The following is a 26575-nucleotide window of genomic DNA, read 5'->3' as shown; positions in this document are numbered from 1 at the left end:
CCGCGCTACTCCAAGCGATAGCGCACGACGACGGTGCCCGCGGTCGTGGCGGTCTGCGACTCCAGCCGCAACCGCTGCGGCTCCGGCAGACCCCGGAACAACCGCTTGCCCGTGCCGAGCAGCAGCGGGTGGATGAAGAGTCGGAACTCGTCCACCAGGCCGAGCTGCATCAGCTCGTGCACGAGAACCCCGCTGCCCAGCGCCACGATGTCGCCCTCACCGGCGGCCTTGAGCGCGGTGACAGCGGTGCCGAGGTCGCCATCGAGCACGACCGCCCCGTGCCACGCCAGCTCGGTGAGCGTGCGGGTGACGACGTACTTCGGTGACTGGTTCAGCTGCCGGGCCATCGGGTTGTCGTCGCTCTGCTGCGGCCAGAAAGCCGCGAGCTTCTCGTAGGTGCGCCGGCCGAACAGGTAGGCCGCCGTGCTGTCCATCCCGTCGGCGGTCACGGCGTCGTGGACGGCCGCGGCATAGGGGGCACCCCAGCCGCCGTGAACGAAACCGCCATCGGTGTCTTCCTCGGGTGAGCCCAGGCCCTGCATGACGCCGTCGACGCTCAGGAACTCGATCACGACCAGGTTTCGCATGGACCCATGGTGGTGCCGGCGGTGGGCGCGTGGCTTGAACAAATTGGACCTTGCTGCTCTGAGACACTGCGGTGATGGAGGCTGGGCCCACGCTCGAGCTCGTGCGGCACCGGGTCGCGCCGCCGCTTGCCGGACTGGTCGCGGGCATGGTGGGCATGTCCGAGCGCAGTGTTGAGCCAGTGCACCGGCGACAACCGGCCGGCACCCTGATCCCTCTGGTGCTCGCGTTCGGAGATCCGCTGCGGATCGACACCCTCAGCGATGGCGTGGGCGCCGGGCAGACGTACGGCTCGTTCGTCGCCGGACTGTCCACCGGGGTGGCCGACACCTCGTTCGACGGCATTCAGCGCTGCGTCCAGATCTACCTCACGCCGACCGGCGTGCAGCAGCTCCTGTCGATCCCGGGCAAGGAGCTCGCGCGCAGGGTGACCGATGCCGCCGACGTCTCGGCATCCCTGGGCGACCGGCTCGCCGACCGGCTGAACGACGCCGCGGAGTGGCAGGACCGCTTCGCGCTGGTCGAGAGGCTGCTGATCTCCCGGTTGGACCACGCGAGACCGGTTCCGGACTGGGTGAGCTGGATGTCGGGCACGATCGCTCGCAGCGGTGGGAGGTCAAGGATCAGGGACCTCGTGGCTGCGACCGGTTGGAGCCATCGCCACGTATCGACGACGTTCACCCACCACATAGGGCTGAGCCCCAAGGAGCTCGCCGGCGTGGTGCGCTTCGAGCGTGCGACGGCGGAGCTGGGCCGCCGACCATTGGCCACGATCGCTGCCGAGCACGGCTACGCCGACCAGAGCCATTTCACCCGCGACGTCGCCCGGCACGCCGGCGAGACGCCCACCCAGCTGCTCGCCGCGCGCCGACCCACGCCAGCAACCGCGCTCGGTGGTGGCGCATGATGGTCGTGTGAGCGAACACGATCTCGTCCCTCTGTCCGGCGGCACCTTCCTCATGGGGTCCGAGGACTTCTATCCCGACGAGCGACCCGTGCACCAGCGTGAGGTCGGTCCGTTCGCGATCGACCGGCACCCGGTGACGAACGCGCAGTACGCCGAGTTCGTCAGCGCGACCGGGTACGTCACGGTGGCCGAGCGCGAGCTCGACCCGGCGGACTTCCCCGGGGCCGACCCCGCTGCGCTCGTCCCGGGGGCGATGGTGTTCACGCCCACCGAGGGCCCGGTCGACCTCGGCAACTGGCGCCACTGGTGGCGCTGGCAGCCGGGCGCGGCCTGGAACCGCCCGTTCGGCCCCGACTCCGACCTCGACGGGCTCCTCGACCACCCGGTGGTCCACGTCGCGTTCGAGGATGCCACCGCCTACGCGGCCTGGCGCGGGCTGCGCCTTCCCACCGAGGCCGAGCACGAGCTCGCCGCCCGCGGCGGGCACGAGGGCCGCATGTTCGCCTGGGGCGCCGACCCCTATCCCGACGGCGTCCCGCAGGCCAACACCTGGATCGGTCGCTTCCCGTACGACAACCAGGGCTACGGCGGCACCTCGCCCGTGGGCTCGTTCCCGGCCAACGACTTCGGGCTCGTCGACCTGATCGGCAACACCTGGGAGTGGACCACCGACATCTACCGCCCCGGCCACCACCCGGCGCCCAGCCTCGATCTCTCCGGCCGGCCGAGCCTGCTCAACCCGGAACCGGCCGGCGCACCCCGCCGCGTGCTCAAGGGCGGCTCGTTCCTCTGCTCGCCCGAGTACTGCCTGCGCTTCCGCCCCGCCGCCCGCTCCCCGCAGACGGAGGACACGGGGATGTCCCACGTCGGGTTCCGCTGCGCGCAGGACCGCTGAGGTTCCGACGGCGGGAACGACCCGAGGACCGCTGAGGCCGTTGCGGTGCGGATCGGACGCGTCAGGTACGTCGTACCCACATCACAACGGTCGGGAGCGTTCCGTCAGCGCGGCGTGGGTCGCTACCTCGGCTTGTCGGGGCCAGCCGATGCCTCGCCCGCCCACTCGGCCACGCACCCGACCACTGCCGGGAGCGAAACTGGCGCGACCGCCGTCGTCCATGGGGTTCGATGTGGGGGTGGCGAGCGAGAAGATCCCGGATCCATCCGGACCGATCCAGAACACCGACCCGGGAGCGGCTGCGGTCGCGACCGCCGGCGAGACGGCGGAGAAGGTCGCCGAGCACGGGACTCCACCTCCGCCTCGGCGCGCGGCGATCGTCTACAACCCGACCAAGGTCGAGCGCGAGGTGCTGGAGGCAGCCGTGGAAGCTGCGCAGGAACGCGCCGACTACGAGCCGAGCCTGTGGATCGAGACCACCGCCGAGGATCCGGGTGTCGAGATGGCGAAGCAGGCCGTCGAGGCAGGGGTGGGGGTCGTGCTCGTCGCCGGAGGCGACGGCACCGTGCGGGCGGTCGCTGAGGGGCTGCGCGGCAGCGGGGTCGCCCTCGCGCTGATCCCGAGCGGCACCGGGAACCTGCTGGCACGCAACCTGGGGCTCGTGCTCGATGACGTCGATGACGCCGTCGCCACCGCGTTCGCCGGCGAGGAGCGCAAGATCGATCTCGGGGTTGCCACCCTGCGGCGTGAGGGCATCGCGAGCAAGGAGGAGCGCGTGTTCCTCGTGCTGGGCGGGGTGGGGCTGGACGCGCAGATGCTCGTCAACACCGATTCCGAGCTGAAGAAGAAGGCCGGCTGGCTCGCCTACGTGCGGGCGATCTGGCTCTCGTTGAAGGGCGACCACCGCATCAAGGTGGCGTATCGGATCGACGGGGCCAAGCCGCGCAAGACCACCGTGCACACGGTGATGGTGGGCAACGTGGGCACGCTCACCGGCGACGTGGTGCTGCTCCCCGATGCCGAGCTCGATGACGGCGTGCTCGACCTGGTCGCCCTGCGCCCCGATGGTGCGCTGGGCTGGCTGAGCGTGCTCTTCCGGGTGCTGGTGGAGCACCCGTTCATGCGGCGCCGTCCGGACTCGACGAGCCTGCCGCTCAACAAGCGCGGCCCCAAGCAGCTGGACGCACTCCGCTACCGCCGGGGCAAGCGGTTCGAGGTGCGGCTCTCGGAGCCGGAGCCGTTCGAGCTCGACGGCGACGAGATGGGTGACGTGGTGGCGTTCACCATGACCGTGGAACCTGGCGGGCTCACCGTTCGGGTGCCGTGACCGGGGACTGACCGCTCGCCTCGACCAGCAAGGGGTCGACGGCGTCGGGGTCGGCATCGATGCCTGTCATGTCCTCGGCGAGCGCGTGCAGGGCGTGGTCGATCGCCACGGCGTACGTGACGTCGGTTCGCTGCGTGGCGCCCCACGAGGCCCAGCCCCACCGGGTCGTGTGCGCCGCGACCAGCAGACCCGCCGGCAACGACGCCGTGGCGAGCGGCGCGAAGAACGGCAGCCGCGCGACGTAGCTGCGGAACGCCTCCCAGCGCCGCTCGAGCTGCCCACGCCACGGCCCCACGACCACCATCACGCGACCGTGCTCGAGGTGGTTCGCCACCAGGTCGATCTCCCAGCCGAAGCCCTCACGGACCGAGTCGGGAGTGGCCGAGAGCACGACGACGGCGGCGCGCTGGGCGAGCTCGGTCACCTTGTCCTGCCACTCGTCGTGCCCGTAGGAGGCCCGCGCGGCGCCGATACGCGGCAGCCGCGCACCCGGTGGCGCGATGGCCACGACGGGTCCGCACCGCTGGAGCTGGACCACGATCGCCTCTTCGAAGCGCCGCCGCCGGATGACATTGAGGGTGTCCATCAGGCCGCGCCGGTGCAGCGTCGCGGGCAGGCTGAGGCGGTCCTCGTCGAAGGACCGCAGGTACAGCACGGGCGGGCGTGGGTCGGCGAGGAGCACCTCGCGCAGAGACGCTGCGCGCAGCCGCCGCCCGAGCGCGTCGATCCCGGCGACCGCAGCGAGCAGCACGACCACGCCCAGCAGCACGAGCACCATGGCGTCCCGGAGCAGCAGGCTGACCGTCACCAGGAGCAGCAGCGGGGCGGCGGATCCGGCGCCGAGGATCTCCGCGACCGTCGGGATGCGATCCGCCGGCGGCAGGATCACGCTGGCCACCGCGGCGAACGCCGTCGCGAGCACGACGCCGAGCGCGAGCGCGTAGGCGAGCACGCTCAGCGCCGTGCCCCACCAGGCCCGGGCTCCGTGCGTGGTGGGCAGCCGGCCGGCTCGCTCGACCGGGAGCGCCGCGTTCTTCCGGATCATGGCGATGCCGCCGACGCTGCCGGCGATCCCCACCAGCGCACGCGGGACGCCGTCGGCGATCTCCCCGATGATCGTGTTGAGGACGCCGAAGACGATGAGGCTGATCGAGAGACCTGCCACCCACCAGCCCGCGCGACGCCAACGCCGGCGCCGTGCGAGGCCGTGCGCGGCGGGCGTGATGTCGAGCCAGCCCGGCTCGGTGCCGGCGACGTCGTAGCGCGGACGGCGCAGCGCCACCAGGCCACGGGCGGGCAGCACCAGCAGCACCCAGATCGCCAGCGGGGCCGCGACGAGCATGCCCTGCACACCGGCGCCGTCGGCCTGTGGTGGCACAGGGTCACCGGGCAGGGACGCCGCGAGGTCCGGTGCGTGCCGGCCGCCGAGTGTGAACGCATCGGCGGCGTCGCCGTCGATCACGGCAGCAGCGAGCACCACGATCGTCGACTCCTGCACCCACACCCGCAGCGCTATCTGCTCGGGCTCCGACCAGCTCACGTGCTCGACGCCGAGGACCCGCTCGTCGGGGTGCTCGTCGGTGAGCAGCACCTGGCTCTGCGCCGCCGCCTGCGCCGCGACCTGGTTGTCGCACGGCACCAGGATGAGCCCGATCTGGTCGCTCTCGTCCGACCACGACCAGCGCCGACCCTCGGAGCAACGGGCTTCACCGTCCATCACGAACGTCGCCTCCTCGCCGAGGTCGAGCCCCGCGGGCGACCACGGCGGGTCCACGGCGTGCGCGGGAGCGACCGATGCCAGGCCCAGCAGCGCGGCCGCGCCGAGGATGCCGAGGATCCGCAGCAGTGCGAGCTGAAAGCGCATGGCCCTCCCTCCTGGTCGAGCACGATCATGGCGTGACGGGTGGGGCGTTGTCATGCTGCTCGGGCAGCGGTACCCATCGTGGCGCGCCGCGTGAGGCGGGTGGATGCGACAGGGTGGACGGTGCACGGAACGGCACGCGGGGAGTGGGAAAGCATGAGCGATGAGCGCACGAGCGTCGGGACGGTCGCGCAGTTCGAGGCCTGGTTGGCTGCCAGCGAGGAGGAGCTGCCGTTCGACCCGGCCTCGGGTGCCCGGCATCTCGCCGACCTGTTCGCCAGCGCGGAACGCGGCGGTGCTGACTTGCACGACCCGACCGGCGAGCTGATCCTCTGGTTGTCGCGCGACCTGGCGCGTGACGACGGCCCGCCTTCCGAGGAGTACACCGAACGGCTCGCCGTGCTGCCCTGGTACCTGCTGTTCCTCCGGTCCCACGAGCTCTGGCGCCGCAGCGAGCGCGCGGTGCAGGAGTGCTGGGAGGCGGTCGACATCGCTGCCCAGCGTCCGCTCGGCCTGACGACGCTCGGCTCTGTCGTCGACGGCGTTCTCGCCGACCGTCGGTCTCGGCGCCCCGCGCCGGCAGACGTGCTCGCCACCGGGATCGACCGCGCCTATGTAGCACCCCTGCGAGCGACCTTGGACGCGCTCGCCGAGCGGGGCGCGCTCGACCGCTCCGCGGCGGCCGCTCTGGCGGGCGTGGCCGAGGACACGGTCGCGCTCGAGCTGTGGCTGCGCTCGCTCGGCGAGGCAGGTCTGGCCCGGGTGGACGACGGCGGACTGCTCAGACCCCTGCAGGTGGTGACCGACGCAGGTGGGTGCCCACCGCCGTCGACAGACCTCGTGAACGCGCTCGTGCGCGGAATCATCCGCGCAGGGCTGTGGCAGATCGTCGACGCCGACGCCGCGGACGGGCTCGACAACCTACCCCGCGCAACGGCGCTGCTCATGGCGGTGATCGGGGCGACCGACGAGAGTCTCTTCCTCCCCGGCCCGGACGACGCGGACGACCCCGAGGAGGGGTCGGCCGAGCTCGTCGAGCATCTCGTCGAGCGACTGCTCAGCGGCCCGGAGGACGAGAGGCTCGCGCCCTTCACCGCCGAAGTGATCACGGTGCTGCAGGCTATGATCAGGTTCGGGGTGCTCGACGAGGTGACCCTCCCGCAGGGCTCGATCGCGTACCTGGCGCCGGAACCCTTCCGCCATGCGACGGTGCAGGCGGTCTCGGACGTGACCGGTGCTGTGGGTGCGCCCGAAGACCTGGCCCCGTGGGAGCCGGTCGAGCTGCCCTTCACGATGCGCGAGGACGCCGGGCTGGATCTCGTGGCCTCCTTCGAGCACGACCCGGGTGTGTGGCGGCGCTTCCGCATCCTCGGGAGCGGATCGCTGGCGTCGCTGCACGCCGTGCTGCAGGAGGGCTTCGGTTGGCGTGACACCCGCTCGGTGCTGTTCTGCACCGGGGACGGCACCCCCCGCGCGACCGTGCGGAGCCTGCTCCGCACCTTCATGGACCCGGAGCACGCAGCGGTCGTGGACGCCGACGCCCTGCGGATCGGCAGCATGCTGAAGGTCGCGGGCGACGAGCTCGGCTACCGGTACGGCGAGATGTCGAACCCGTGGCGCATCCGCGTGCGCCTGGAGCGTGTGATGACGGGCATCAAGGACCCTCTCACGTGGCTCGACCGCGCCGGTGACGCCCCCGCGGAGCCCACCCGGATCGGCGAGTCGCTTCAGGCACGGCTACCTGAAGGAATGACGATCCCCGCCGAGCTGGAGGCCGCCTGGGCCTTCATGGAGTCGAAGCGGTGGGCGATGGCGACCGACGACGGCACCCGGCTCGTGGCCCCCGGTCCGCCGCACGCACGCCCGGCCATCGTGTTCAGCGACGGCCTGACGCTCCTCGACCGGTACGAGGAGAGCAGCCCCGTGCTCGCCCGTACCCTCCCGATCGCGGGCACCTCGCTCGACACCCGGTTCGCGCTGTGGCTGGACGACGACGGCCTCACCAAGGTGGTCGCCTTCATGCCCGACGGCGGAGCCTCCTTGATCGGGAGCCCTCTCGACCTGCTTCGGCTGGCTGCCATCGGCTACCAGCAGATCGCGCCCGACGAGCTCGGGCAGCCGCCGCAGCACCCCGAGGCCGTGGCGGGCATGGCGGAGTTCCGCGGGTGGCTCCGCAGCCAGCTCGGCGCCGACGTCCCCGAGCTGTGGGGTCGGCTCGGTAACGACGAGGTGACTGCGTGGGTGGCTGCTCAGGGCGGTGACCGCTCGCGGTCGGACTGAGGTCGCGGCGCACTCAGCTGACGGCGCGCCACCAGTCCCGCGAGCTGTACAGCACGTCGCGGTGCCACGTGGCGATGCGGTCCAGCAGGCGTGTCCGCTGGTCGGCCGCTGAGGGGTCGTCCCAGAGGTCGTGACGCTCGTGGGGATCGGTCTCGAGGTCGAAGAGCTGACCGTCGTCGGGTGAGTCGCTGAAGCTGACGAGCTTCCAACGTCCGTCGAAGGCCATGGTCATCATCTCGGAGTCCCGCTGGATACCGTCCCGTGCCTGCTGGGCGAACACGACATCACGCCCCTGCCACTCCTCGCCCTGGAGCACGGGGCGAAGCGAGCGGGCGGCGACGCCCGGTTGCTGCTCGACGCCCGCGAGGTCCAGGATCGTGGCCCCGAGGTCGAAGTGCGAGATGAGATCGGGGACCGTGATGCCGGCGCGTACCCGCCCGGGCGCGTGCACGATCGCCGGCACGTGGACCGCCGGCTCGTACATCGTCCACTTCTGCGAGAGGCCGTGATCGCCCAGGGCGTCGCCGTGGTCGGAGGTGACCATGATGACGGTGTCCTCGAGCACGCCCCGCCGCTCCAGCGCGCTGATCAGCTCGCCGATCTGCTCGTCGATCAGGGTGATGTTCGCGTAGTAGTGGACGCGTTGGCGGCGCAGCTGCTCCGCGGTGGGGTTCTCGAGGTGGACGATCGAGTCGTGGTCGTGCTCGAGGTGCTCGCGCCGCACGGACTGCACCTGCGGCGGCATCGCGGCGAACTCGCTCTCGTGGCGGTTGACCTCGGGGATGTCCGCGTCGGCGTAGACCTCGAGCAGCCGGGCCGGGGCGTCGTAGGGCGGGTGCGGCCCGGGGAAGCCGACCTGCAGGAAGAACGGCTCGTCGCCGGGGTAGGTGTCGAGCCAGAAGGTGGCGACAGAGCCGACGAACACGTCCGCGTGCAGCCGTTCCGGCAGCGTCCATTCGAAGGCACCGAGCCGCTCGTTGTAGTCGGGCCGGTTGCGCAGCGTGCGCCGATCGGGCTTCTCGAGACCGCTGGCGTGCAACGCCTTGTCCCAGTTGTCGAGGAGATACGGCACGTTCGGGGTGCCGCGGTCTTTGTTCTCGACGACGTGACGCTCGTGGAACCCGGTGGCCTCCTCGTACGGCGAGGTGTGCATCTTCCCGACGTTGATGCAGCGGTAGCCCGATGCCGCCAGGTCCTCGACCCAGGTCCGCGGCCACGACTCGTCGTTGCGAAGCACGCCGCACCCGGAGGGGTAGAGCCCCGTGAAGAAGCTGGCTCGGCTCGGCGTGCAGGAGGGAGCGGTCACGTGGGCCTGCACGAAGGCGACGCCCTCCCGCACGAGCCGGTCGATATGGGGCGTCACCATGTGTGGGTAGCCGAGCGCCGCGATCGTGTCGTACCGCTGCTGGTCGGTCATGACCAGCACGATGTTGGGTCGGTCGCCGCCGGCGGGCTCAGTCATCAGGCTCGTCCTCGGCGGGGTCGAAGTGAAGCTGGACGCCGGCCGAGCTCAGCGCTTCGTGGACGTCCGGCGGGGGTGGTGAGTCGGTGACCAGGTGCTGCGCGGAGTCGAGCGGAGCGACGAGCGCGAACTGGTGCCGGTTGAACTTGGTGGCGTCGGTGACGACGACGACCGTGGTGGACCGACGGATCATCTGTCGCATCATCGAGGCCTCGCCGAGGTTGCTCACCGAGTAGCCCTCGGTGGTGACGCCGCCGACACCGATGATCGCGATGTCGAAGTGCACCATCCCAGGCACCTCGACATCGGGGAAGGACGTGAACCCGATCGTCACCTGCGAGCTGAAGCGGACATCGCCACCGAACACGTAGAGGTTGTTGACGGCGTGGGCGGGTATCTCGAACGGGATGCTCAGGTTGTTGGTCGCGACAGTCAGCTCGCGGTGGTCGGTCAGGTTGCGCGCGACCGCGAGGGTCGTGGTGCCGCCGTTGAACGCGACCACGGCTGCGTTCCTGATCAGCGGTGCGGCGAGCTCCCCGATCCGTGACTTCTCCTGCTCCTGCAGCATCTGACGGATCCGCAGCTCGCGGTCGGGGCTGTTGAGGAGCGAGTTCGCGACGGCGCCGCCGCGTGTTCGGGTCAGCTGACCCTCCTTGTGCAGGGCGGTGAGGTCGCGGCGCACCGTATCGGGCGAGACGTCGAAGTGCTCGGCGATCTCGTGCACGCTCGCCTGTCGGGCCGTCTCGACGAACCCGATGATGCGGTCCCGTCTGACCGCGGGCAGCTCGCCGCCGCCTGAATCCGTGGCCTCCGTGCTCACCTGGTCAGCCTCCCTTGCCCGACGTCGTGCCCCTGACATGCCGAAAGTACCGGCAATGTGCGCCGAGAACTGCCTCTCCGACGCGACTTCGCTGCCGACTCTTGCATGTTTCTGCATTTTCGTGCAAGTATCACGCACCGCTTCGGCACGATCGGGCATCACACAGCAGTGGTTGCCCTGACCTGCAGCACACTTGGAGGAGCAATGAACAGCGCTGTTCGGCACGACCGCTGGCGCAAGCAGACCCACGTCATGGTGGCGGCGCTCGGCGTCGTCGCCCTGGCCGCAGGCTGCGGCAGCGGAGGAGGCTCGGAGGAGGGCGGAGACGTCACCATCGAGTTCATGCAGTGGTGGGAGCCCGAGCTCCCAGACGGGGAGTTCGCAGCACTGATCGAGCAGTTCGAGGAGGAGAACCCCGGCATCGACGTCGAGCTGCTCTCCGGCCCGTACGCCTCGATCAAGGACCAGGTCATCGCGGGTTCCGCGTCGGGCACGATGCCCGACGTCCTCGGGCTCGACGGTGCCTGGGTGCACGACTTCGCGACCCAGGGCTCGATCGCTGACCTCTCGGCAGCGATGTCCGACGCCGGTTACGACGACTCGCAGCTGGCGGCACAGGTGCAGGTGGACGGCGCGACCCGCATGATCCCGGTCGTCAACTTCGCCTACCCGATGTTCGTCAACAACTCGTTGCTCGAGCAGGCAGGTGTCGAGGTCCCGACGACCTGGAGCGAGTTCCAGAGCGCCGCGCAGGCGGTCGTCGACTCCGGCAGCGGTGCCTCGGGCTTCGTGGCCGCGCTCGGCCTCGAGAAGCCCAACGGCATCAACATCGACATCCTCCCGTGGACCTGGGCCTCGGGCGGGACCATGCTCTCCGAGGACGGCGGCCCCGCGGTCAACAACGAGGACGTCACCGCCACGATCGAGTTCATCAAGGAGATGTGGGACGCCGGCGTGATCGCCCCCGGCGGCCTGACGATGGCCGAGCAGGACAAGGTCGAGGAGTTCACCAACGAGCGCGTGGCGATGATGGTGTCCTCGCTCGCCCACATCAACCTGATCCGGGAGAACAACCCCGAGCTGGACTTCTCGGTGGTGCCGCTGCCGGTGCAGGACGGCTACACCGGTGAGTCCGGGGTGCGCTACGCCTCCTGGGGCATCGGGATGTCGGCCAACACCGAGCACCCGGAGGAGTCCTGGAAGCTCATCGAGTTCCTCATGAGCGAGGGTGCCAACGGGCAGCTCAGCGCGCTTGCGAACGGGTTCCCGGGCAACGCCAACGTGACCCCTGACTTCACCGAGTCCGACCCGCTGTTCGAGGACGCCTTCAACATCTGGCAGGCCGGCTACCCCGTCAGTGAGTTCACGGGCCTGCCGCTCGCCGACGAGCTGATGCGGGTCTTCGACGAGGAGCTGCAGCAGGTGCTCGCCGAGGACAAGCCGATCGACGAGGCGCTGGGGAACATCCAGACGGAGTGGGAAGGCTCCTTCTAGATGACACGGCGGCGCGGGGCCTTCCCCGGGTGCTCCGCGCCGCCTCCTCGGTCCTCCACCGTGAGAAAGGGCTCACCGTGAGTAGTAGCAGAGCGCGCAGGTCGACAGCGTCGGCCCTCGCCTACCTGTCGCCGACGCTCGTGCTGATGGCGGTCCTGATGGCCCTGCCGATCGGCATGGTCGTCTGGTTCTCGCTGCAGAACAACGTCATCACCAACGCGAGCCCGCAGTTCGTGGGGCTCGAGCACTACCTCGAGATCTTCGCGGACGCCCAGTTCCACGCAGCGCTCAAGAACACCGCGGTATTCGTGCTCGCCTCGGTCGCCGCGCACCTGGTCATCGGTCTGGCGTTCGCGATGCTGCTGAACACCCGGCTGCTGCCGCACTGGGTCAAGACGATCTTCCGCACGATCTTCGTGCTGCCGTGGCTGCTGACCGTCGCCATCGTGGCGGTGCTGTGGCGGCTGATCCTCAACCCCAACGGCGTCTTCAACTACCTGCTGGTCTCCACCGGCCTGATCGATGCACCGCGCGAGTGGCTGGCCGATCCGAACCTGGCGCTGTTCGCCGTCGTGCTGATCAACATCTGGTGCGGGTACCCGTTCTTCATGATCAGCCTGCTGGCGGGGCTGCAGGGAATCTCGGCGGATCTCTACGAGGCGGCTTCGGTCGATGGCGCCGGACCGATCCGCGCCTTCTTCTCGATCACCATCCCGCAGCTGCGGCCGATCATCATCTCGATGACGTTGCTCGACCTCATCTGGACGTCGCACCAGTTCACCCTGATCTGGATGACCACCGGCGGCGGTCCGCTCGACCGGACCGAGCTGCTGTCCACCTACACCTACAAGCTGGCGTTCTCGCAGTACATGTTCTCGGCCGCCTCGGCCAGTGCTGTCGTCGTGCTTGTGATCTCCGCGGTGCTGGCGTTCGCCTACGTCCGCCACCAGCGAGCGAGGGACTGATCATGACCACGACCACCGTGACCCGCACATCGGCCGCTGTCGAGCAGAGCCGCCCCCGCAGACAGCTGAGCACGGCGGGGCGGCGCCGCATCGCCGTCGCGCTGACACTCGCCGGGCTGATCGTGGGAGCCCTGTTCGCCGGTGCGCCGGTGCTGTGGATGGTCTTCTCCTCGCTCAAGGCGAACCCGGAGATCTTCGCCTACCCACCGCAGCTCATCACCGAGAACTCCTCGCTCGCGCCGTACCTGGCGATCCTCAACGACTCACGCCAGCTGAGGTTCTTCCTCAACTCGTACGTGGTGTCGCTGGCGGTGGCCGGGCTGACGCTGCTGGTGGCCGTGCACGCGGCCTACGCCTTCAGCCGGTACGACTTCCCGGGCAAGAGCATCATCAACATCGCGGTGATCTCGGTGCAGGCCGTACCGCCGATCACGCTGCTGATCCCCTACTTCGGGCTGGTCGTGGCGCTCGGGCTGTACAACACCTACCCCGGCCTGATCCTCACCTACATGGTGTTCACGCTCCCGTACGCGATCATCATGATGACCGGGTACTTCAACACCTTGCCCCGCGAGCTCGACGAGGCCGCACGCGTCGACGGCACCTCCTCGTTCGGGGCGCTCTGGCGGATCCTGATCCCGATCGCGATCCCGGGCATGGTCTCCGTGGGCATGTACACGTTCATGATCGCGTGGAACGAGTACCTGTTCGCGCTCACCCTGACCCGCACCGACGACATGCGCACGGTCCCGATCGGCATCCAGCTGCTGATGGGCCAGCACTCCTACGACTGGAACCAGATGATGGCGATGAGCGTGCTGGGGTCGCTGCCGGTGATCCTGCTCTTCATCTTCTTCCAGCGCTACTTCATCGGCGGCATGACATCGGGCTCCGTCAAGAACTGAAGAACGACCCCTTCACCCACACGAGAGGCAGCACGACCTTCATGGCACTCATCACGGGGACCGAGATCCTTGCGCCCGCCAACGAGCACGGTTTCGCGGTTCCGGCGCTCAACCTGTCCGACTACGGCATGCTCATGGCCGCCTTCGAGGTGTGCGAGGAGCTGAAGTCGCCGCTCATCGTCGCGCTCGGGCCGAAGGAGGGCAACTGGATCGGCCAGGACTACATCCCGGCAGTGCTGTCACGGGCGGCGCGCAGCAGCGTGCCCACGGTGCTGCACTGGGACCACGGCAACGACCTGTCCGAGGTCGTCCGAGCCATCCGGCTCGGCTACACGTCGGTGATGATCGACGCCTCGCTGCAGCCGTTCGAGAAGAACATCGAGATCACATCGCGGGTCGTCGAGATCGCGCACGCGGCCGGGGTCTCGGTCGAGGGCGAGCTCGGCACGATCGGCAAGACCGAGGGCGCCGACGAGGGCGGCACCGACGACATCCTCTACACGGAGCCGGAGGAGGCAAGGGAGTTCGCCGAGCGCACGGGGATCGACTCGCTCGCCATCGCGATCGGCACCCGGCACGGGATCTACCCGAAGAGCCTGGTCCCCGAGATCAAGCTCGACCTGCTCGACGCCATCGACATCGAGGTGGACATCCCGCTGGTGCTGCACGGTGGCTCCGACAACCCCGACGCGGAGATCCGCGATGCTTGCACCCGCGGCATCAACAAGGTGAACATCTCCTCCGACGTCAAGCGTGCCTTCTACCTCGGCATGCGCGAGGTGCTGACCAACACCTCGCTGCTCGACCCACGTCTCATCGTCCCCACGGCGATGGATGCGGCCAAGGACCTGGTGCGTCACAAGATCGATCTCTTCGGGTCGGCCGGCACCACGCATCACTACAGCTGACAACCCGCAGGCTCGACGAAGGAGAAGACCACATGCTGCTGTCCGGAGACCAGGTGCTGAAGGTTGCCGCCGAGGCGAACTTCGCCGTCCCCGCCTTCAACATCAGTGACTACTCGATGATGAACGCCGTCTTCGAGATCTGCGAGGAGAAGGAGTCGCCGCACATCATCGCGATCCACCCGGACGAGGTGTCGCACATCGGCAGGTACCTGCTGCCGGCGATCATCGACCGGGCTCGGGTCTCGTCTGTGCCCACGGCGATCCACTGGGATCACGGAGCCACGTTCGAGCAAGCGCTGACGGCGATCCAGTACGGCTTCACCTCGGTGATGATCGACGCCTCGATGCTGCCGTTCGACGAGAACGTCGCGCTCTCGCGGCGCGTGGCGGAGGTCGCGCACGCCGTCGGTGTCTCGGTCGAGGCGGAGCTCGGCACGATCGGCAAGACGGACGGCTACGCCGAGGCCGGCACCGACGACATCATCTACACGGTCCCCGACGACGCGGTGCGCTTCGTGGCGGAGACCGGCGTCGACTCGCTCGCGGTGGCGATCGGGACCCGGCACGGCCTCTACCCCGCCAGCCTCAAGCCCGAGCTCAAGCTCGACCTTCTCGACGAGATCGACGCCGCGGTCGCGGCTCCGCTCGTGCTGCACGGCGGTTCGAACAACCCGGATGACGAGATCGGTCAGGCCTGCCGGCGCGGCATCAACAAGGTCAACATCTCCTCCGACATCAAGGTCGCGTACTTCCAGAAGATGCGCGAGGTGCTCACCGACACCGGACATCGCGAGCCCAACGTCATCCAGCCGCCCTGCCAGGCGGCGCTGAAGGTCGTCGCCGCGCAGAAGATCGACCTGTTCGGCGCAGCGGGGAAGGCTTCGCTGTACCGATGAGCTCGGCGAGCGCCGACATCGTGCTCGGCATGGGTGGATGCGTGGACTACGAGATCTCGTGGGACGCGGAGGTGATCGAGGGACTGGTCCAGTCGTACGGGATCAGCATCGACGACCTCGTCATGCCAGGTGCTGTGGTCGGCGAGCGCGACATCCTGCTCACGCTGCTCTCGCAGATGCGCGCAGGGAATGGAGGGGAGCGCTTCGCCGCGGACCCGACGGCGCTGCTCGCCTTCTCGCAGCGTTTCGACACCGTGGTGACGCTGGGCGGGTCGAGCGTGCGTGCAGCGGTGGCGCTCGACCGGCTCGGCCTCCCCTCGCTGCTGCACCTGGTCTCGATCGACGACGACGTGCGCAGGCTGCTGCCGGACTCGGTCGACTTCATCTGCAGCGCGGAGGCGGACTCGACCGACCCGCACGTGATCGTGCAGTACGCCGAGGGTGCGCGGATCCGGCTGACCGACGGCTCGGAGGTGGTGGCCCCGCGCCCGAACCGGCTCATTCTCGTGAACGACCCACCGAACGCCGAGCTCCGGCTGCACCCGGACTTCGGGGCCGCCGTGTCACGGGCGGAGGTGATCGTGGTCTCGGGCTTCAACTCGATGCCGGACCTGGAGGTGATCCAGGCGCGGACCGGCCAGGTGCGCGATGCGCTGGCGGGTCGGCGGCAGGGCGCGCTGGTGGTCTACGAGGATGCCGGCTTCCACCACGACGAGCAGCGGCAGGTCGTGCTTGCCACCCTCGCCGGGTCGATCGACGTGTGGTCGATGAACGAGGACGAGGCGCAGCTCTACCTCGGCCACGACCTCGACCTGCTCGACGCCCGCGCGGTCGCGGAGGCCGTGCTCACGCTGCACGGGCTGATCGGTACCCCCACCCTCGTCATGCACACGCGCGACTGGGCGCTCGCCTACGGCGGTGGCTCCGACCTCCGGCACGCGCTCCGCTCCGGGGTGCTGACCGCCACTGCACGCTTCGCCCACGGTGACGACTGGCGGGAGCCCGACAGGGACGCCGTCGGTGAGCTGGAGATCGAGCCCGCGGTCAGCGAGGTCACGCGCCGCATCGAGGAGCTGGTGGGCGACATGATCGCCGTCGTGCCGATCCCGCGGCCTGCCACCGCTGCGCCGACCACGATCGGGCTCGGCGACACCTTCCTCGGCGGCCTGGTCGCCGGCTTGGTGGCGACATGACCGACGCGCGGGAGCGGTACGAACGGCTCGTCGAGCAACGGGCGGCGCTCGTGGAGGGATGCGGACCGGTCGTGGCTGGGTTCAGCGCGACCACCGATGCCCTGCACCGGGTGACCGACAGTGCGCTCGAGCGTCTGCTGACCGGCGACCACGCCGGGTCCGAGGCGTTCGACGCCGGGATGGCCACGCTGCGGTCGTGGTTGCTGGAGGGCCGTGACGGCGAGCTGTTCATCGACGACGAGGCGGCCGAGCCGCTGCTGGAGCAGCTGGTCGGGCCCCCGGAGCGGGTGCAGTGCGGTGGTACCTCGATCCAGGCGTGCTGGAGCTGGTCGGCGCTCGGGCTGGCGCCCCTGCTGGCGCTGACGAACCGCAGCGAGCGGCAGCTGCGTGCGACCGCCGACAACGTGCATGTGATCGACGACGGTGCGCCGGCACCCGTGAGGCAGCTCGCACCGGTGCCGGGCCCGGTGGTGCCTTCCAACCACGTGCTGGAGCTGACTCGCGGTACCTCCGGCGGCGGTGTCACCGTGACGCGATCGAGCCGGATCACCGTGGTGCTGGTCCGTAAGCGCCTGCAGCTCGACGAGGGCTTCCTGGCGGTGTCGCCCTCGCTGGTGACCGGCGGCGTGGGCCTGGTGTCCGGCCTCAACGGCATCGGACGAGCACGCGAGGAAGCGCTCCCGCGAGTGGCCGAGGCCGCGGCAGGCTGGCGGGCCGGCGGCGCCCGGCTCGTGCACCTGGAGCTCGCCGAGTACGCGACCGCCGGTGAGCTCGATCGCGTGATGGCACTCGTGGGCGGCCACGTCGACTCGGTGGGGATGAACGCGAGCGAGCTCGGCCGGCTGGTGGGTGCCGGTGACCCGTCACACGCCGCGGCCGTGTTCGCTGCTGCGCACGGACTGCAGCGGGTGGTCGTGCACGCCGACGAGTGGGCGATGAGCGTGCATCGGCGCGACCCTGCGCGTGAGGAGCGTGCGCTCGCGGCCGGCAGCCTCGCGGCCGCGAACCGCGCCGCGCACGGTGAGCCCCAGGGGACCTGGAGGATCCCTCGCGAGGCGAGCTTCGCCGTCGAGATCCCGCCTTCTGGGCCGGTGACCGAGGGGTACCGCGCGAGCGTCGTGGCGACCCCCTATCTGACCACGCCGTTCTCGACCATCGGGCTTGGCGATACGTTCGTGAGCGGTGACCTGCTCGTGCAGGCCAGCTCAGCAGACCTCGACTGAAGGAGACACCATGGAGAAGCCGCAGACCCTCGCCGGACGCCGCGCGATCGTGACGGGCGGTGGTATCGGCATCGGCCTCGGGGTGGTCAAGCACCTCGCCGCCGCGGGTGCGCAGGTGGCGCTCACCACGCACAGCCGGTCGGCCGACGAGGCGGTGGCTGCGCTCGCGGGCGAGGGCATCGAGGTGATCGGTGCGAACCTGGACGCGACGGACTCGGCCGCGGTGACCGCCGTCGTCGATGACTTCGCCTCCCGCCTGGGCGGGCTCGACATCGTGGTGAACAACGCGGGTGGGCTCATCGCCCGGCACCCGCTGGCCGAGATGAGCGACGAGCACTGGGACCTCGTGCTCAAGGTCAACCTGTCCTCCGCCTTCTACGTGAGCCGGGCGGCGCTGCGGCACCTGGGCGAGGGCGGCCGGGTCGTCAACATCTCCTCGCTCGCGGGCGAGAACGGCGGCGGTGCGGGTGCCGGCGCATATGCCACCTCGAAGGCCGCGCTCGACGGCTTCACCCGCGCCCTCGCCAAGGAGGTCGCCGGGCGAGGCATCACCGTCAACTCGATCGCGCCGGGGCTGATCCTCGACACCCCGTTCCACGAGACCTTCACCCCCAAGGCCGATCAGGAGAAGACGATCGCCAGCATCCCGGTCACGCGGCCGGGCTACCCCGCCGACGTCGCCGCCGCGGTCGAGTACTTCGCTCGCCTCGACTCCGGGTTCACCACCGGCACCGTGCTCGACCTCAATGGCGGGGTGCACTTCTCGTAGGCGGGCGCTCCGCGCTCAGATCTGCTTCGGCAACGTCTCGATGAAGCCGGTGACGGCGGGCGGCACGCCCACGTACTTCGCCTGATGGTCCACGTCGATGCGATGCAGCACGCCGGCGCGCCACCAGAACACATCGGGTGTGCAGGGGTCCGCCGCATCGCGGAACACCTTCGCGGCGAGGGTGGCCAGGGTGGCGCACGGCTCGGGGAAGCTGCGTTCCATCGGACGGCAGATCGTGAGCGAGCGCCGCGGCGCAGCGACCAGCAGGTCCTGCACGCCCTCGAGCCCGAAGTGCACACCGGGCGAGATCAGCATGGAGGACACGTACGGCGAGCCGTCGAGCACCGCGCCCAGGAACCGGTGCTCCCCCACGTTGTGCGGACGCACCGCGATTCCGTCGAGCTCCGCCCTGACCGTGCTGCCCACCCCGATCGTCAGCAGGCGCTCCGCCGGGAGGTCGACGGCGGAGCGCACCAGCGCCTGCGGACCTGCCTCCGTGGCGCTCACCAGCCGCACGACCATGCCGCCCCCGAGATCGCTGGTGAGCTCCGTGCTCGGGTCGGTCTCCTCGGTGCGCAGGACCTCCACGCGAAGGCTGTCGAGATCGATCGGCATCCCACCAGGCTATGCCGCGGGAGGGCGCGCATTTGGCAGCCAAGTCCGCCGCGCTCTGGTGAGATCGGCACATGAGCAACGACGTGCAGGGCATGGCCGAGCGGGCGAGTCGCAGCCGGTCCTTCGAATGGGTCGCGCGGGTCGGGTACGTGGGGAGCGGGGTCGTGCACCTGCTGATCGCCTGGATCGCGGGCCGGGTGGCGCTCGGGTCCTCCGGCGAGGCCGACCAGACCGGTGCTCTCGAGCAGCTCGGTTCCACGGGTGGCGGCAACATCCTGCTGTGGGTGTGCGCGGCCGGGTTTGCGGCGCTGGCCCTGTGGCAGCTGGTGGAGGCTGTCGTCCCGCACCGTGGTTCCAAGCGCGAGCAGCTCGGCGATCGGGTGAAGGCGGTCGGCAAGGCGCTCGTGTACGGCGGGCTCGCGGTCACGGCGTTCCGGGTCGTCACGGGTTCGGGATCCGGCGGCGAGGCGAGCTCGGAGGCCACCAGCAGCCTGATGGCCGCGCCGGCGGGGCGGATCCTGGTGGGCGTCGTGGGGCTGGTGGTGCTGGGCGTGGGTGCCTACCACGTGTACAAGGGCGCGAAGCGGAAGTTCCGCGAGGACCTGAGCGGCACCGGCAACCGCGAGATCAGCCGCGCGGTGACTGTGCTCGGGGTGGTCGGCTACGTGGCCAAGGGCGTCGCGCTCGCCGTCATGGGCGGGTTGTTCCTCACCGCCGCGGTGCAGGCCGACCCGAACCAGCCCACCGGGCTCGACGCGGCCCTCAAGGCGCTACGCGACCAGCCGCTCGGTGTGGTGCTGCTGCTGGTCGTGGCTGCCGGGCTGGCCGCGTACGGGCTGTACTCGTTCGCGCGGGCGCGCTACTCGAGGATGTGAGCCTCAGGCCGGCTGCAGCGCCTTGATGATCGTGACGTGTCGCGTGAGCTGCTCGGCCAGGTCAGCACCGCCCCGCTGCACCTGCTCGACGGCGTTGCTCAGGACCCGCAGCTCGCTCACCACGCGGGCTCGGTCGGTATCGATCCCGGCGGCGTCGCTGACCAGGTCGAGGCGGAAGTTGAGGTGGGCGCGGACGTCGTAGGCGCTGACGACGGCGTCCCAGCGGTGCCACAGCACCGGCGCGACCACCCACGCCGGCTCGGCCGCGACCGGGTGGGGTGAGATCGCCACCCACTCGCCCGGGTCGGGGCGCCAGAGCACGTTGCGCTGGTGGAGCTGGGCATGGACGAGCCGCGCATCGACGTCGGGCTCACCGGCCAGGTCGAGCGCCAGCGATCGGCCGCGTTCCAGCAGGCGGCGGGGCAGGGCGTGCGTGGTCGTGCGGATGGCGTCGATCGTGTCCGCCAGCGCGCGCAGGCGGTCGCTCGCACGATCCTTGAGCCAGCTCGGTGCCGGGCGGTCGAGGGTCCGCGCGAGGCGGCCGATCTCCTCGCAGGCATCGATCATGCCGACCGGCGGGCCCAGGTCACGCGGCTCCAGCCGCTCCAGCAGCAGCGCCGATCTCGAGGGGTCCGCGGCGAGCAGCCGGACCGCGCCCTCGCCACCCCACGCCGTCAGAGCACGGAGCTCGTCACGGATCGGCGAGCCCGGCGGCTCGATCTTCAGCACGGCCTCCCCGTGAGCTCCCGCCACCGGGACCAGCGTGGAGCACGGGCCCTGCACGCTCGGGCCCGTGATGGTCAGGCCCCACGCGGCGGTGAGCGCACCGATCAGCCGCGCATCCACCATGTGCGCCAGTCTCTCAGCCGCCCTGTCCGGCCCGGTCACCGCGGGGAGTGGCGAAGCTGCACGTGGTGCCCGACCCCTGCCCCGCCCCGTGACTCGATTGCCATGTCGGCACCCGGATCACGCGACAGCGCGGGTCGGCGGGACTGGATCGCCTAGTTGGCGATCGAGTCACGGCGCGAGCCTGACGATCGTCGCCTCGACCCGCGGCACGCCCTCACGGGCGCCTACCGCTCACGCTGCCCCGTGCGGGATCTCGTCCAGGTGGTTGGCTTCGAGGGTTGCGTTCATGGCTTCGGCGACGGCGCTCGCCTCCCAGTCGTCCGGAGCCGACAGCAGGGTCCCGCCTTCGAGCGGCCGGGCCGTGACGCCGTCGGCTGTGGTGGAGATGCCCCCCACCTCGGGGCCGATCCAGACGCGGTAGCCGGCGGGCACCTGCCAGCCGGTTCGCCCCGACTCCTTGTTCACCGCGGTGGTCGTGAACGTGACCACCGCCGGCTGGCAGGCACGCACAGCGAGCGCGATCAGGTCGTCAACGACCTCGCGCCGCGATAGGGGCGTGGACTGTGGGTGGAAGCCGAGGCCCGCGTAGTGCAGTGGGATCCGGTTGCCGGGAGTGATCGCACCGGCGTGAATGGTCAGCTGCGGACTCGGAGGCGTGGCCCCGTACAGCGAGATGTCGCAACCACTCCCGACGGCGACGCGCCCTTCGTAGGCGACGAGATTCTCGCGCACGTGCTGCTGCTGGGCGTCAACCTCGCCCGGCCACGGACTGGACGTGACGTCGATCCACTCGGGCACGTCGAGGAGGTCCCGGAGCCCTTTGACGAAGGTGTCGGTCGCAGCGGCGATCCACTCGACCGACTCATTGGCGCGCACCCAGATCGCACGCACGGCGACGCGGTCGCGATCCCACGCGACTGCGGAGGTGGAGAGCTCAGCCATCACAGTCCCGGAGTGTAGAGAACGACGACATCGGCGAGTCCGTGCCTGGGGTCCGCAAAGGCTGCTTCGACGGCGGCGGCCGTGTGGGGGTTGGAGCAGTGCCACTCGAGGACGCCGTCAGGCGGGAGCGCGTCGAGCTGGTCCCGCGCCTGCGCGATCCACTTCGCGAGCGTGGTTCTCGACCTGGCGGAATCAGGACGGAACGCCAAGTCGTCCCACCCGTTCTTCATCTCCTGATGGACGGGGATGTCGTCGCGCATGACCATGCCGTCATAGCTGATCTCCCGCCCGTCGGGAGTGGTGCGGTAGTACTCGGGCAGCATCCCGTTGGCGTCGGGGAGGATCCCGGAGACCTGGATCTGGTACTGGAACGCCGGCTTCTCCACCCGCCGGGCCTCGGCGTACCAACCCTCGCCGCCCGAGCCCGGGGTGAAGGTGTTCTCAGGCGACCACGGCGTCTCCCAGCCCGGCAGTCGGACATCGCCCGAGGCATAGGTCTGCGCCCGGGCGAGGTCGGGCTGCAGCGGCTCGACCGTCGACACCAGCCCGGGGTGCCAGGGCGAGAGGAGCTCAGGGCGCACCCCCCTCGTCGCCACGAGTCGATCGAGGGCCGGCGGGTGGCGGATGGTGTCGGCGGCGCCGTCGATCAGGGCGCTGAGGTTCACCGGGGCGACGCCGACACGTAGGTGACTGGTGATGCCGGCGGCATCGCCGAGACTGCCCGCGAAGCGGCTGGTCCCCGCGACGAGGAACGATCCGCCGGGGACGGCGACGTCAGCCGCCAGCGCGGTCCACCGTGTCGCCCGGGCAGCGCGCGCCGACAGGGCAGCGAACCGAGAGATGCCCGCGCTCGGCACGAAGATGGACGCCACGTTGAAGCCGGCTTCGATGCCGGTAGCGATCGCGTCGTCGTCCCAGGCGTGCCAGGGCGAGGCGCCGTGGTCGGCCGCGGCGGCGTCGTAGCCAACCGCCAGGCCGAGCGTCTCCGCGGTTCGGTACCGATCGTGCATCCACGGGACCCGGTCGAGCCCGTAGCGCGCCCACCTCGACTCGGGGTAGGCGGCGGCCACCACCACCGACACGGCCAGGTCCGCCATGGCCCCCCACGCCTGCGACGCCGTCTTCGGATCAGCGCTCAGCAGCGGGAGGAGGTCGAGGAGGGTCTGCCCGATCCGACCGCCACCGTCGGCGAGCGACTCCAGCACGTTCCTGTCCTCCTCGACCGGCCACCCCCACGGCATCTCGATGTAGGAGGCGTCGAACACCGCCGCGGGGATCGGGGTGGTGTCCTCCACGAGCGCGGTCTCGGTGAGTAGGCCGCGGATGCCGTTCTCGACGTCGTCAGCAGCCGTGCTCAGCCGCTCGATGACCTGCCAGTACTCGGCCAGCAGTGCCGCGTTCTCCGCACACGTCTTCGTGTCCTGGAACCAGGGCACCAGGACCTCCGGCTCGTACCCCTGCAGGAGCCCGACGGCGGACTGCAGCACCGTAGGGCGCCGCGCTTCCGAGGCGGGAACCATGACGCCGTCACGTACGCGCGCCCGGAACGCCTCCGCTCGCCACTCCAGCTCGGCGAGGGTGTGCCGGATGTCCTGCAGCTCGCTCGCGTAGGCCTCGAGGATCCGCCTCGCGTTGCCGAGGCTCTCCTCCATCTCGCGGGCATCGGTGGCGGGCGCGTCCATCAGACCGAGCAGCGCCTCCTGCTCGGGCGCCACGTACCAGGGGCGCATCGAGTGCCAGTCGGCGGCGATGCCGGTCACCTGCCAGCGCACCGCCTGACCGAGCTTGCTCAGGTCGGCGGCCGCGATCTCGATCCGCGAAGGCTGCAGGGCCGACGCGCGGCAGGCGAACCCTGCCGGGTCGATCAGGCCGTCGCTGTCCTCGCACTCCAGCCGCCGGTCGGTGCCGGCGGTCTCGAGGACCGGAGCGAGCCCCACGTCAGGGCTCGAGGTACGGCTGGAACGCGGTCAGGTCACCGGACTGCGCGGCCGCCACGGCGGCGGCTTGCAGCGACGACGCCATCTCCTCGTGGCCGACCTCGTACGCCGCGACGGCGAGCCCGGTCCTGATGATGCCGGCGTCGATGTGCTGCCGGATCCGGGTCAGCCGCTCGACCTGGTCGGCGAGCAGCCCGTCGATCGCCCTCGGCACGGCCGCCACCGGCCAGCCGCCTCCCGAGACGTCGAGCACCAGTGCCGACGCCCGGGTCTCCGCCAGCGCGTCCTCCAGCTCCGCTCGCTTGTCCTCGACCTGGTGCAGTGCCCCTCGCACACGCTCGGGATCGAGCTCCCACCGCGTCATCGTGTCCCCCTTCGTCCGGTGCTGTCAGGACGCTAATGACGATGGCTCCCCGCCCGCTCGGCCCATCCACAGACCTGTGGAAAACACGCGCACTGCCCACGGGTCGGGGTGGCGTCGAGCGCGATCGGCGAAACTCGGTCGGGGCCTCGACGAGTTCGTGCGGAACAGAGCCGGCCGACTGGACTGATCACCCAGGTGGGCTGAGCGCCTCAGTCCCCCAGCAGGACGATGCGGTTCCCGTCCGAGTCCGCGAGCTGAACGATCCGCCCGGAACCGCCGGGCTGAGGGCCGTCGTTGCCGATGCCGACGGCTGTGAGCTGCGCTGCCGTCGCGTCGAGATCCGTGTCGTCGAGCACGGCGCAGGAGTCACCCGCGCGCTCGGGCTCGGACCACACCTGGAGGCCGAAGCCCTCACCGAGGTGCCACTCGAGCAGCCCAGTCATGGGGCGTGCGTCGGGCCCGCGGCCGAGGAGGCGGGTGTACCAGTCCTCGGCTCGGGATAGGTCGGTCACGGTGCAGTGGGCGAGCACACCTCGGATCATCCAGACCACCCCTCGACTAGTTGCACTCCACAAGTGGTCACCACCGTACGCCTCACTGATTGTGAAGCGCAACCAGCGATCCGCACGCGACTGCTCGCGATGGTGCTGATATCGTCGAGTAACGAGTGATATCAGGAGGCGGCCATGCCGGCGATCGTCGTGAGGAACCTGTCCGAGGAGACGCACCGCGCCTTGAAGGTGCGCGCGGCGTCAAACGCTCGCAGCACCGAGGCCGAGGTCCGAGCGATCCTGGAGCTCGCCGTGGTGCCTCCGGGGAGGGTGCGGCTGGGCTCGGTGCTGGCCGGACTGGCACCGAATGAGCACGGAGTCGATCTCGACATCCAGCGCTCGGGCACAGCCGCCGAGCCCATCGATCTCGGATGATCGTCCTCGACACCAATGTCGTGTCCGAGCCGTTGCGAGCGACGCCGGATCCACGTGTGATCGCCTGGTTGGACGCCCAAGCCGTGGAGACGCTGTACCTCACGACGATCCTCCTCGCCGAGATCCGGTTCGGGATCGGGGCGTTGCCGGAAGGCAAGCGGCGCGAGACTCTCCACGAGCGGTTCGAGGACGAGGTCGTCCCGTTGTTCGCGCGCCGCATCCTGAGCTTTGATGACCGCGCCAGCGCGTCCTACGCCGGGATGCGGGCCAACGCGCGCCGCCGGGGCGAGACGCTTCCGGAGATGGACGCCATGGTCGCCGCGATCGCGAGGTCGAACGACCTCACGGTCGCGACGCGCGACACCGCGCATTTCATCGCCGCGGGCGTGCCGGTGCTCGATCCGTTCGCAGGCTGAGCCTCAGTCCAGCGGGTCGATGCCGAGGACGAGCTCGCGGCCCTGCCGGAACGGCTCCACCAGCTCGATGTTCTCGTACGCCGCACCGCCGGGGATGGGCGACTCGCTCGCCCAGTACGAGGCCCGCGCGTTGACGAGGCACTCGATCGCTGGGTCCGGATCGGCTGCCCGCCAGTACTGGCGAGCGCGGCCGCCCTGGAAGTGCCAGCCCGGCACGACGTCGTCGGCGTAGCCGACGTTGACCGGGTCGGCCTCGTCGGGCGCAGCCGAGACGACGACGGCGCCGCTCGCCTCTCGGGTCAGCTCACCGAGCCCGAACCGGGCGTGCGCGGCGAACGCATGTCCCGTGAAGTCCGGCCACAGCTCCGCCGGCGTGACGACGCGATCCGCGAGGTGCAGCTCCCGGAGCCGGGCGTAGTTCCCCATGGTCGCCGTGACGATCAGGTGCTCGAGCGACACCGAGCGCTCGCGGGCGTAGGCGGCGATCGCCACCTCGTGCGGCCTGTCGGCGCGGAAAGTGAGCCGCAGGTATACCTCGGCACCGTTGTCGAACGGCTCGACGAGCACGAACACGCGGAGGTGAGCGACGCCGTCGAGCATCTCGACGACACCCCGAGCAGGTTCGGTCGACGGCCGCGGTGTGGGGTCGGCGGGCTCGTCGGCGGACCAGAACCGCTTGCCGCGCGCGCCGTCGAGGGCGGAGAGTTCGAGCTCGGAGAACCCGCGCGCGGTCTCGCCGGCCGGGATCGGCTCGACGGCGATGAAGTTCATCATCCGCTCGCGCGGCTGGTCGAGGTAGGGCGTGTAGATCCGCAGCAGCCCGCGCGGCCCGGGCAGCGGGTCGAGCCCGACCTGCAAGCCGTCGGCGTGTCCCCAGCGCGGCTCGGCAGGGTGGCTAGCAGCGGGGCGGACGAACGGACCGTCGGTGACCGGCAGGGCTGGGGTGGTGGCGTCGGTGCTCACGGGTCGACGCTAGCAACGCCGTCCACCCTCCGCTCCCCCCGAGTTCGCTGCACATCGGCGAGTTCGTCGGGAGCACCAACCGAACTGGCCGATGTGGAACGAACTCGGTGCGTGGGCACGGCCGCGCCCGGGTGGGCGGGTCGCGCGGGCGGGGCTGGACCGCCGCCGCGGGGCGCGGACTTCGCTGTCACCGGCCGG

26 protein-coding genes are annotated in these 26575 nt (G+C 70.3%); 15 read left to right on the top strand and 11 right to left on the bottom strand.

The genetic code is table 11. The features are described from left to right. Nucleotides 1–5 precede the first annotated feature (5 nt). Entirely contained in the window at nucleotides 6–587 is a 582-nt protein-coding gene (locus GPA03_RS19610; RefSeq protein ID WP_156253747.1) for a dihydrofolate reductase family protein, read from the bottom strand. Nucleotides 588–661: 74 nt separating this feature from the next. Here GPA03_RS19610 and GPA03_RS19605 point away from each other — a divergent pair, with 74 nt between their 5' ends. The 3 genes from GPA03_RS19605 to GPA03_RS19595 all read left to right on the top strand — a co-directional run bounded on the left by GPA03_RS19605 (nucleotide 662) and on the right by GPA03_RS19595 (nucleotide 3714). Beyond that, nucleotides 662–1492, top strand: coding sequence for a helix-turn-helix domain-containing protein (locus GPA03_RS19605; RefSeq protein ID WP_156253746.1), 831 nt, complete (start codon nucleotides 662–664; stop codon nucleotides 1490–1492). A 7-nt stretch (nucleotides 1493–1499) separates the two neighbouring features. Beyond that, nucleotides 1500–2387: a formylglycine-generating enzyme family protein gene (locus tag GPA03_RS19600; protein ID WP_156253745.1), complete on the top strand. Its 888-nt coding sequence runs from the start codon at nucleotides 1500–1502 to the stop codon at nucleotides 2385–2387. Between the two features lie 220 nt (nucleotides 2388–2607). Next, nucleotides 2608–3714: a diacylglycerol/lipid kinase family protein gene (locus GPA03_RS19595; protein WP_156253744.1), complete on the top strand. Its 1107-nt coding sequence runs from the start codon at nucleotides 2608–2610 to the stop codon at nucleotides 3712–3714. On the opposite strand, the gene GPA03_RS19590 is transcribed toward GPA03_RS19595, so the two are convergent. After that, entirely contained in the window at nucleotides 3695–5578 is a 1884-nt protein-coding gene (locus GPA03_RS19590) for a hypothetical protein (protein ID WP_156253743.1), read from the bottom strand. The two genes, GPA03_RS19595 and GPA03_RS19590, sit on opposite strands and share 20 nt — an antisense overlap. 153 nt (nucleotides 5579–5731) lie before the next feature. Between GPA03_RS19590 and GPA03_RS19585 the strand changes: the two genes are divergently transcribed. Then, nucleotides 5732–7855 (top strand): IS1096 element passenger TnpR family protein, encoded by a 2124-nt coding sequence (locus GPA03_RS19585; RefSeq protein ID WP_156253742.1) that lies wholly within the window; start codon nucleotides 5732–5734, stop codon nucleotides 7853–7855. Between the two features lie 13 nt (nucleotides 7856–7868). On the opposite strand, the gene GPA03_RS19580 is transcribed toward GPA03_RS19585, so the two are convergent. Together GPA03_RS19580 and GPA03_RS19575 are read right to left on the bottom strand one after the other, a co-directional pair. Further along, nucleotides 7869–9317 carry a sulfatase family protein gene (locus GPA03_RS19580; protein ID WP_156253741.1) on the bottom strand — a complete coding sequence of 483 codons (1449 nt, stop codon included), beginning with the start codon at nucleotides 9315–9317 and terminating at the stop codon, nucleotides 7869–7871. Further along, entirely contained in the window at nucleotides 9310–10137 is an 828-nt protein-coding gene (locus tag GPA03_RS19575) for a DeoR/GlpR family DNA-binding transcription regulator (protein WP_162458438.1), read from the bottom strand. Before GPA03_RS19575 ends, GPA03_RS19580 begins: the two co-directional genes overlap by 8 nt. 204 nt (nucleotides 10138–10341) lie before the next feature. On the opposite strand from GPA03_RS19575, the gene GPA03_RS19570 reads away from it, so the two are divergent. The 8 genes from GPA03_RS19570 (at nucleotide 10342) to GPA03_RS19535 (ending at nucleotide 18490) form a co-directional block, all read left to right on the top strand. Next, on the top strand, nucleotides 10342–11631 hold the full coding sequence (locus GPA03_RS19570; protein WP_241681390.1) for an ABC transporter substrate-binding protein: 1290 nt from the start codon (nucleotides 10342–10344) through the stop codon (nucleotides 11629–11631). A gap of 77 nt (nucleotides 11632–11708) precedes the next feature. Continuing rightward, nucleotides 11709–12596: a carbohydrate ABC transporter permease gene (locus GPA03_RS19565; protein ID WP_241681389.1), complete on the top strand. Its 888-nt coding sequence runs from the start codon at nucleotides 11709–11711 to the stop codon at nucleotides 12594–12596. Between the two features lie 2 nt (nucleotides 12597–12598). Further along, complete coding sequence (locus GPA03_RS19560; RefSeq protein WP_156253739.1) at nucleotides 12599–13501, top strand: carbohydrate ABC transporter permease; 903 nt, start codon at nucleotides 12599–12601, stop codon at nucleotides 13499–13501. 41 nt (nucleotides 13502–13542) lie between these two features. Further along, nucleotides 13543–14409: a ketose-bisphosphate aldolase gene (locus GPA03_RS19555; RefSeq protein ID WP_156253738.1), complete on the top strand. Its 867-nt coding sequence runs from the start codon at nucleotides 13543–13545 to the stop codon at nucleotides 14407–14409. A gap of 32 nt (nucleotides 14410–14441) precedes the next feature. Next, on the top strand, nucleotides 14442–15305 hold the full coding sequence (locus GPA03_RS19550; protein WP_156253737.1) for a ketose-bisphosphate aldolase: 864 nt from the start codon (nucleotides 14442–14444) through the stop codon (nucleotides 15303–15305). After that, nucleotides 15302–16498, top strand: a complete 1197-nt coding sequence (locus tag GPA03_RS19545; RefSeq protein ID WP_156253736.1) for an ADP-dependent glucokinase/phosphofructokinase — start codon at nucleotides 15302–15304, stop codon at nucleotides 16496–16498. The genes GPA03_RS19550 and GPA03_RS19545 overlap by 4 nt, the downstream gene beginning before the upstream one ends. Continuing rightward, a complete protein-coding gene (locus GPA03_RS19540; protein ID WP_156253735.1) occupies nucleotides 16495–17721 on the top strand; it encodes an ADP-dependent glucokinase/phosphofructokinase in 1227 nt (408 codons plus the stop codon). Before GPA03_RS19545 ends, GPA03_RS19540 begins: the two co-directional genes overlap by 4 nt. Before the next feature lie 10 nt (nucleotides 17722–17731). Beyond that, nucleotides 17732–18490: an SDR family NAD(P)-dependent oxidoreductase gene (locus GPA03_RS19535; RefSeq protein WP_156253734.1), complete on the top strand. Its 759-nt coding sequence runs from the start codon at nucleotides 17732–17734 to the stop codon at nucleotides 18488–18490. 15 nt (nucleotides 18491–18505) lie between these two features. Here GPA03_RS19535 and GPA03_RS19530 read toward each other — a convergent pair whose 3' ends face one another. Further along, the gene (locus tag GPA03_RS19530; protein ID WP_156253733.1) at nucleotides 18506–19105 is read right to left on the bottom strand and encodes a hypothetical protein; all 600 of its coding nucleotides are present in this window, start codon (nucleotides 19103–19105) and stop codon (nucleotides 18506–18508) included. A 71-nt stretch (nucleotides 19106–19176) separates the two neighbouring features. Here GPA03_RS19530 and GPA03_RS19525 point away from each other — a divergent pair, with 71 nt between their 5' ends. After that, nucleotides 19177–19980 carry a DUF1206 domain-containing protein gene (locus GPA03_RS19525; RefSeq protein ID WP_241681388.1) on the top strand — a complete coding sequence of 268 codons (804 nt, stop codon included), beginning with the start codon at nucleotides 19177–19179 and terminating at the stop codon, nucleotides 19978–19980. Nucleotides 19981–19983: 3 nt separating this feature from the next. Here GPA03_RS19525 and GPA03_RS19520 read toward each other — a convergent pair whose 3' ends face one another. The 5 genes from GPA03_RS19520 to GPA03_RS19500 form a co-directional block, all read right to left on the bottom strand. Next, nucleotides 19984–20829, bottom strand: a complete 846-nt coding sequence (locus tag GPA03_RS19520; RefSeq protein WP_156253732.1) for an aminoglycoside phosphotransferase family protein — start codon at nucleotides 20827–20829, stop codon at nucleotides 19984–19986. 231 nt (nucleotides 20830–21060) lie between these two features. Next, nucleotides 21061–21771 carry a hypothetical protein gene (locus tag GPA03_RS22710; RefSeq protein ID WP_206673657.1) on the bottom strand — a complete coding sequence of 237 codons (711 nt, stop codon included), beginning with the start codon at nucleotides 21769–21771 and terminating at the stop codon, nucleotides 21061–21063. Beyond that, entirely contained in the window at nucleotides 21771–23708 is a 1938-nt protein-coding gene (locus GPA03_RS19510; protein ID WP_156253731.1) for a hypothetical protein, read from the bottom strand. Before GPA03_RS19510 ends, GPA03_RS22710 begins: the two co-directional genes overlap by 1 nt. A gap of 1 nt (nucleotide 23709) precedes the next feature. Then, on the bottom strand, nucleotides 23710–24072 hold the full coding sequence (locus GPA03_RS19505) for a DUF6507 family protein (RefSeq protein WP_156253730.1): 363 nt from the start codon (nucleotides 24070–24072) through the stop codon (nucleotides 23710–23712). A 209-nt stretch (nucleotides 24073–24281) separates the two neighbouring features. After that, nucleotides 24282–24614, bottom strand: coding sequence for a VOC family protein (locus GPA03_RS19500; protein WP_156253729.1), 333 nt, complete (start codon nucleotides 24612–24614; stop codon nucleotides 24282–24284). Between the two features lie 144 nt (nucleotides 24615–24758). On the opposite strand from GPA03_RS19500, the gene GPA03_RS19495 reads away from it, so the two are divergent. Together GPA03_RS19495 and GPA03_RS19490 are read left to right on the top strand one after the other, a co-directional pair. Beyond that, nucleotides 24759–24998 (top strand): FitA-like ribbon-helix-helix domain-containing protein, encoded by a 240-nt coding sequence (locus GPA03_RS19495; protein WP_156253728.1) that lies wholly within the window; start codon nucleotides 24759–24761, stop codon nucleotides 24996–24998. Then, on the top strand, nucleotides 24995–25414 hold the full coding sequence (locus GPA03_RS19490; RefSeq protein WP_156253727.1) for a type II toxin-antitoxin system VapC family toxin: 420 nt from the start codon (nucleotides 24995–24997) through the stop codon (nucleotides 25412–25414). Before GPA03_RS19495 ends, GPA03_RS19490 begins: the two co-directional genes overlap by 4 nt. A 3-nt stretch (nucleotides 25415–25417) precedes the next feature. Here GPA03_RS19490 and GPA03_RS19485 read toward each other — a convergent pair whose 3' ends face one another. Continuing rightward, on the bottom strand, nucleotides 25418–26377 hold the full coding sequence (locus GPA03_RS19485) for a hypothetical protein (RefSeq protein WP_156253726.1): 960 nt from the start codon (nucleotides 26375–26377) through the stop codon (nucleotides 25418–25420). Between the last annotated feature and the right edge of the window lie 198 nt (nucleotides 26378–26575).

The organism is Pseudactinotalea terrae, assembly GCF_009733845.1.
Classification (GTDB): Bacteria; Actinomycetota; Actinomycetes; order Actinomycetales; family Beutenbergiaceae; genus Pseudactinotalea; species Pseudactinotalea terrae.
Note: the sequence above shows the minus strand (reverse complement) of the source record. Positions and strands in the feature narration are given on the sequence as shown.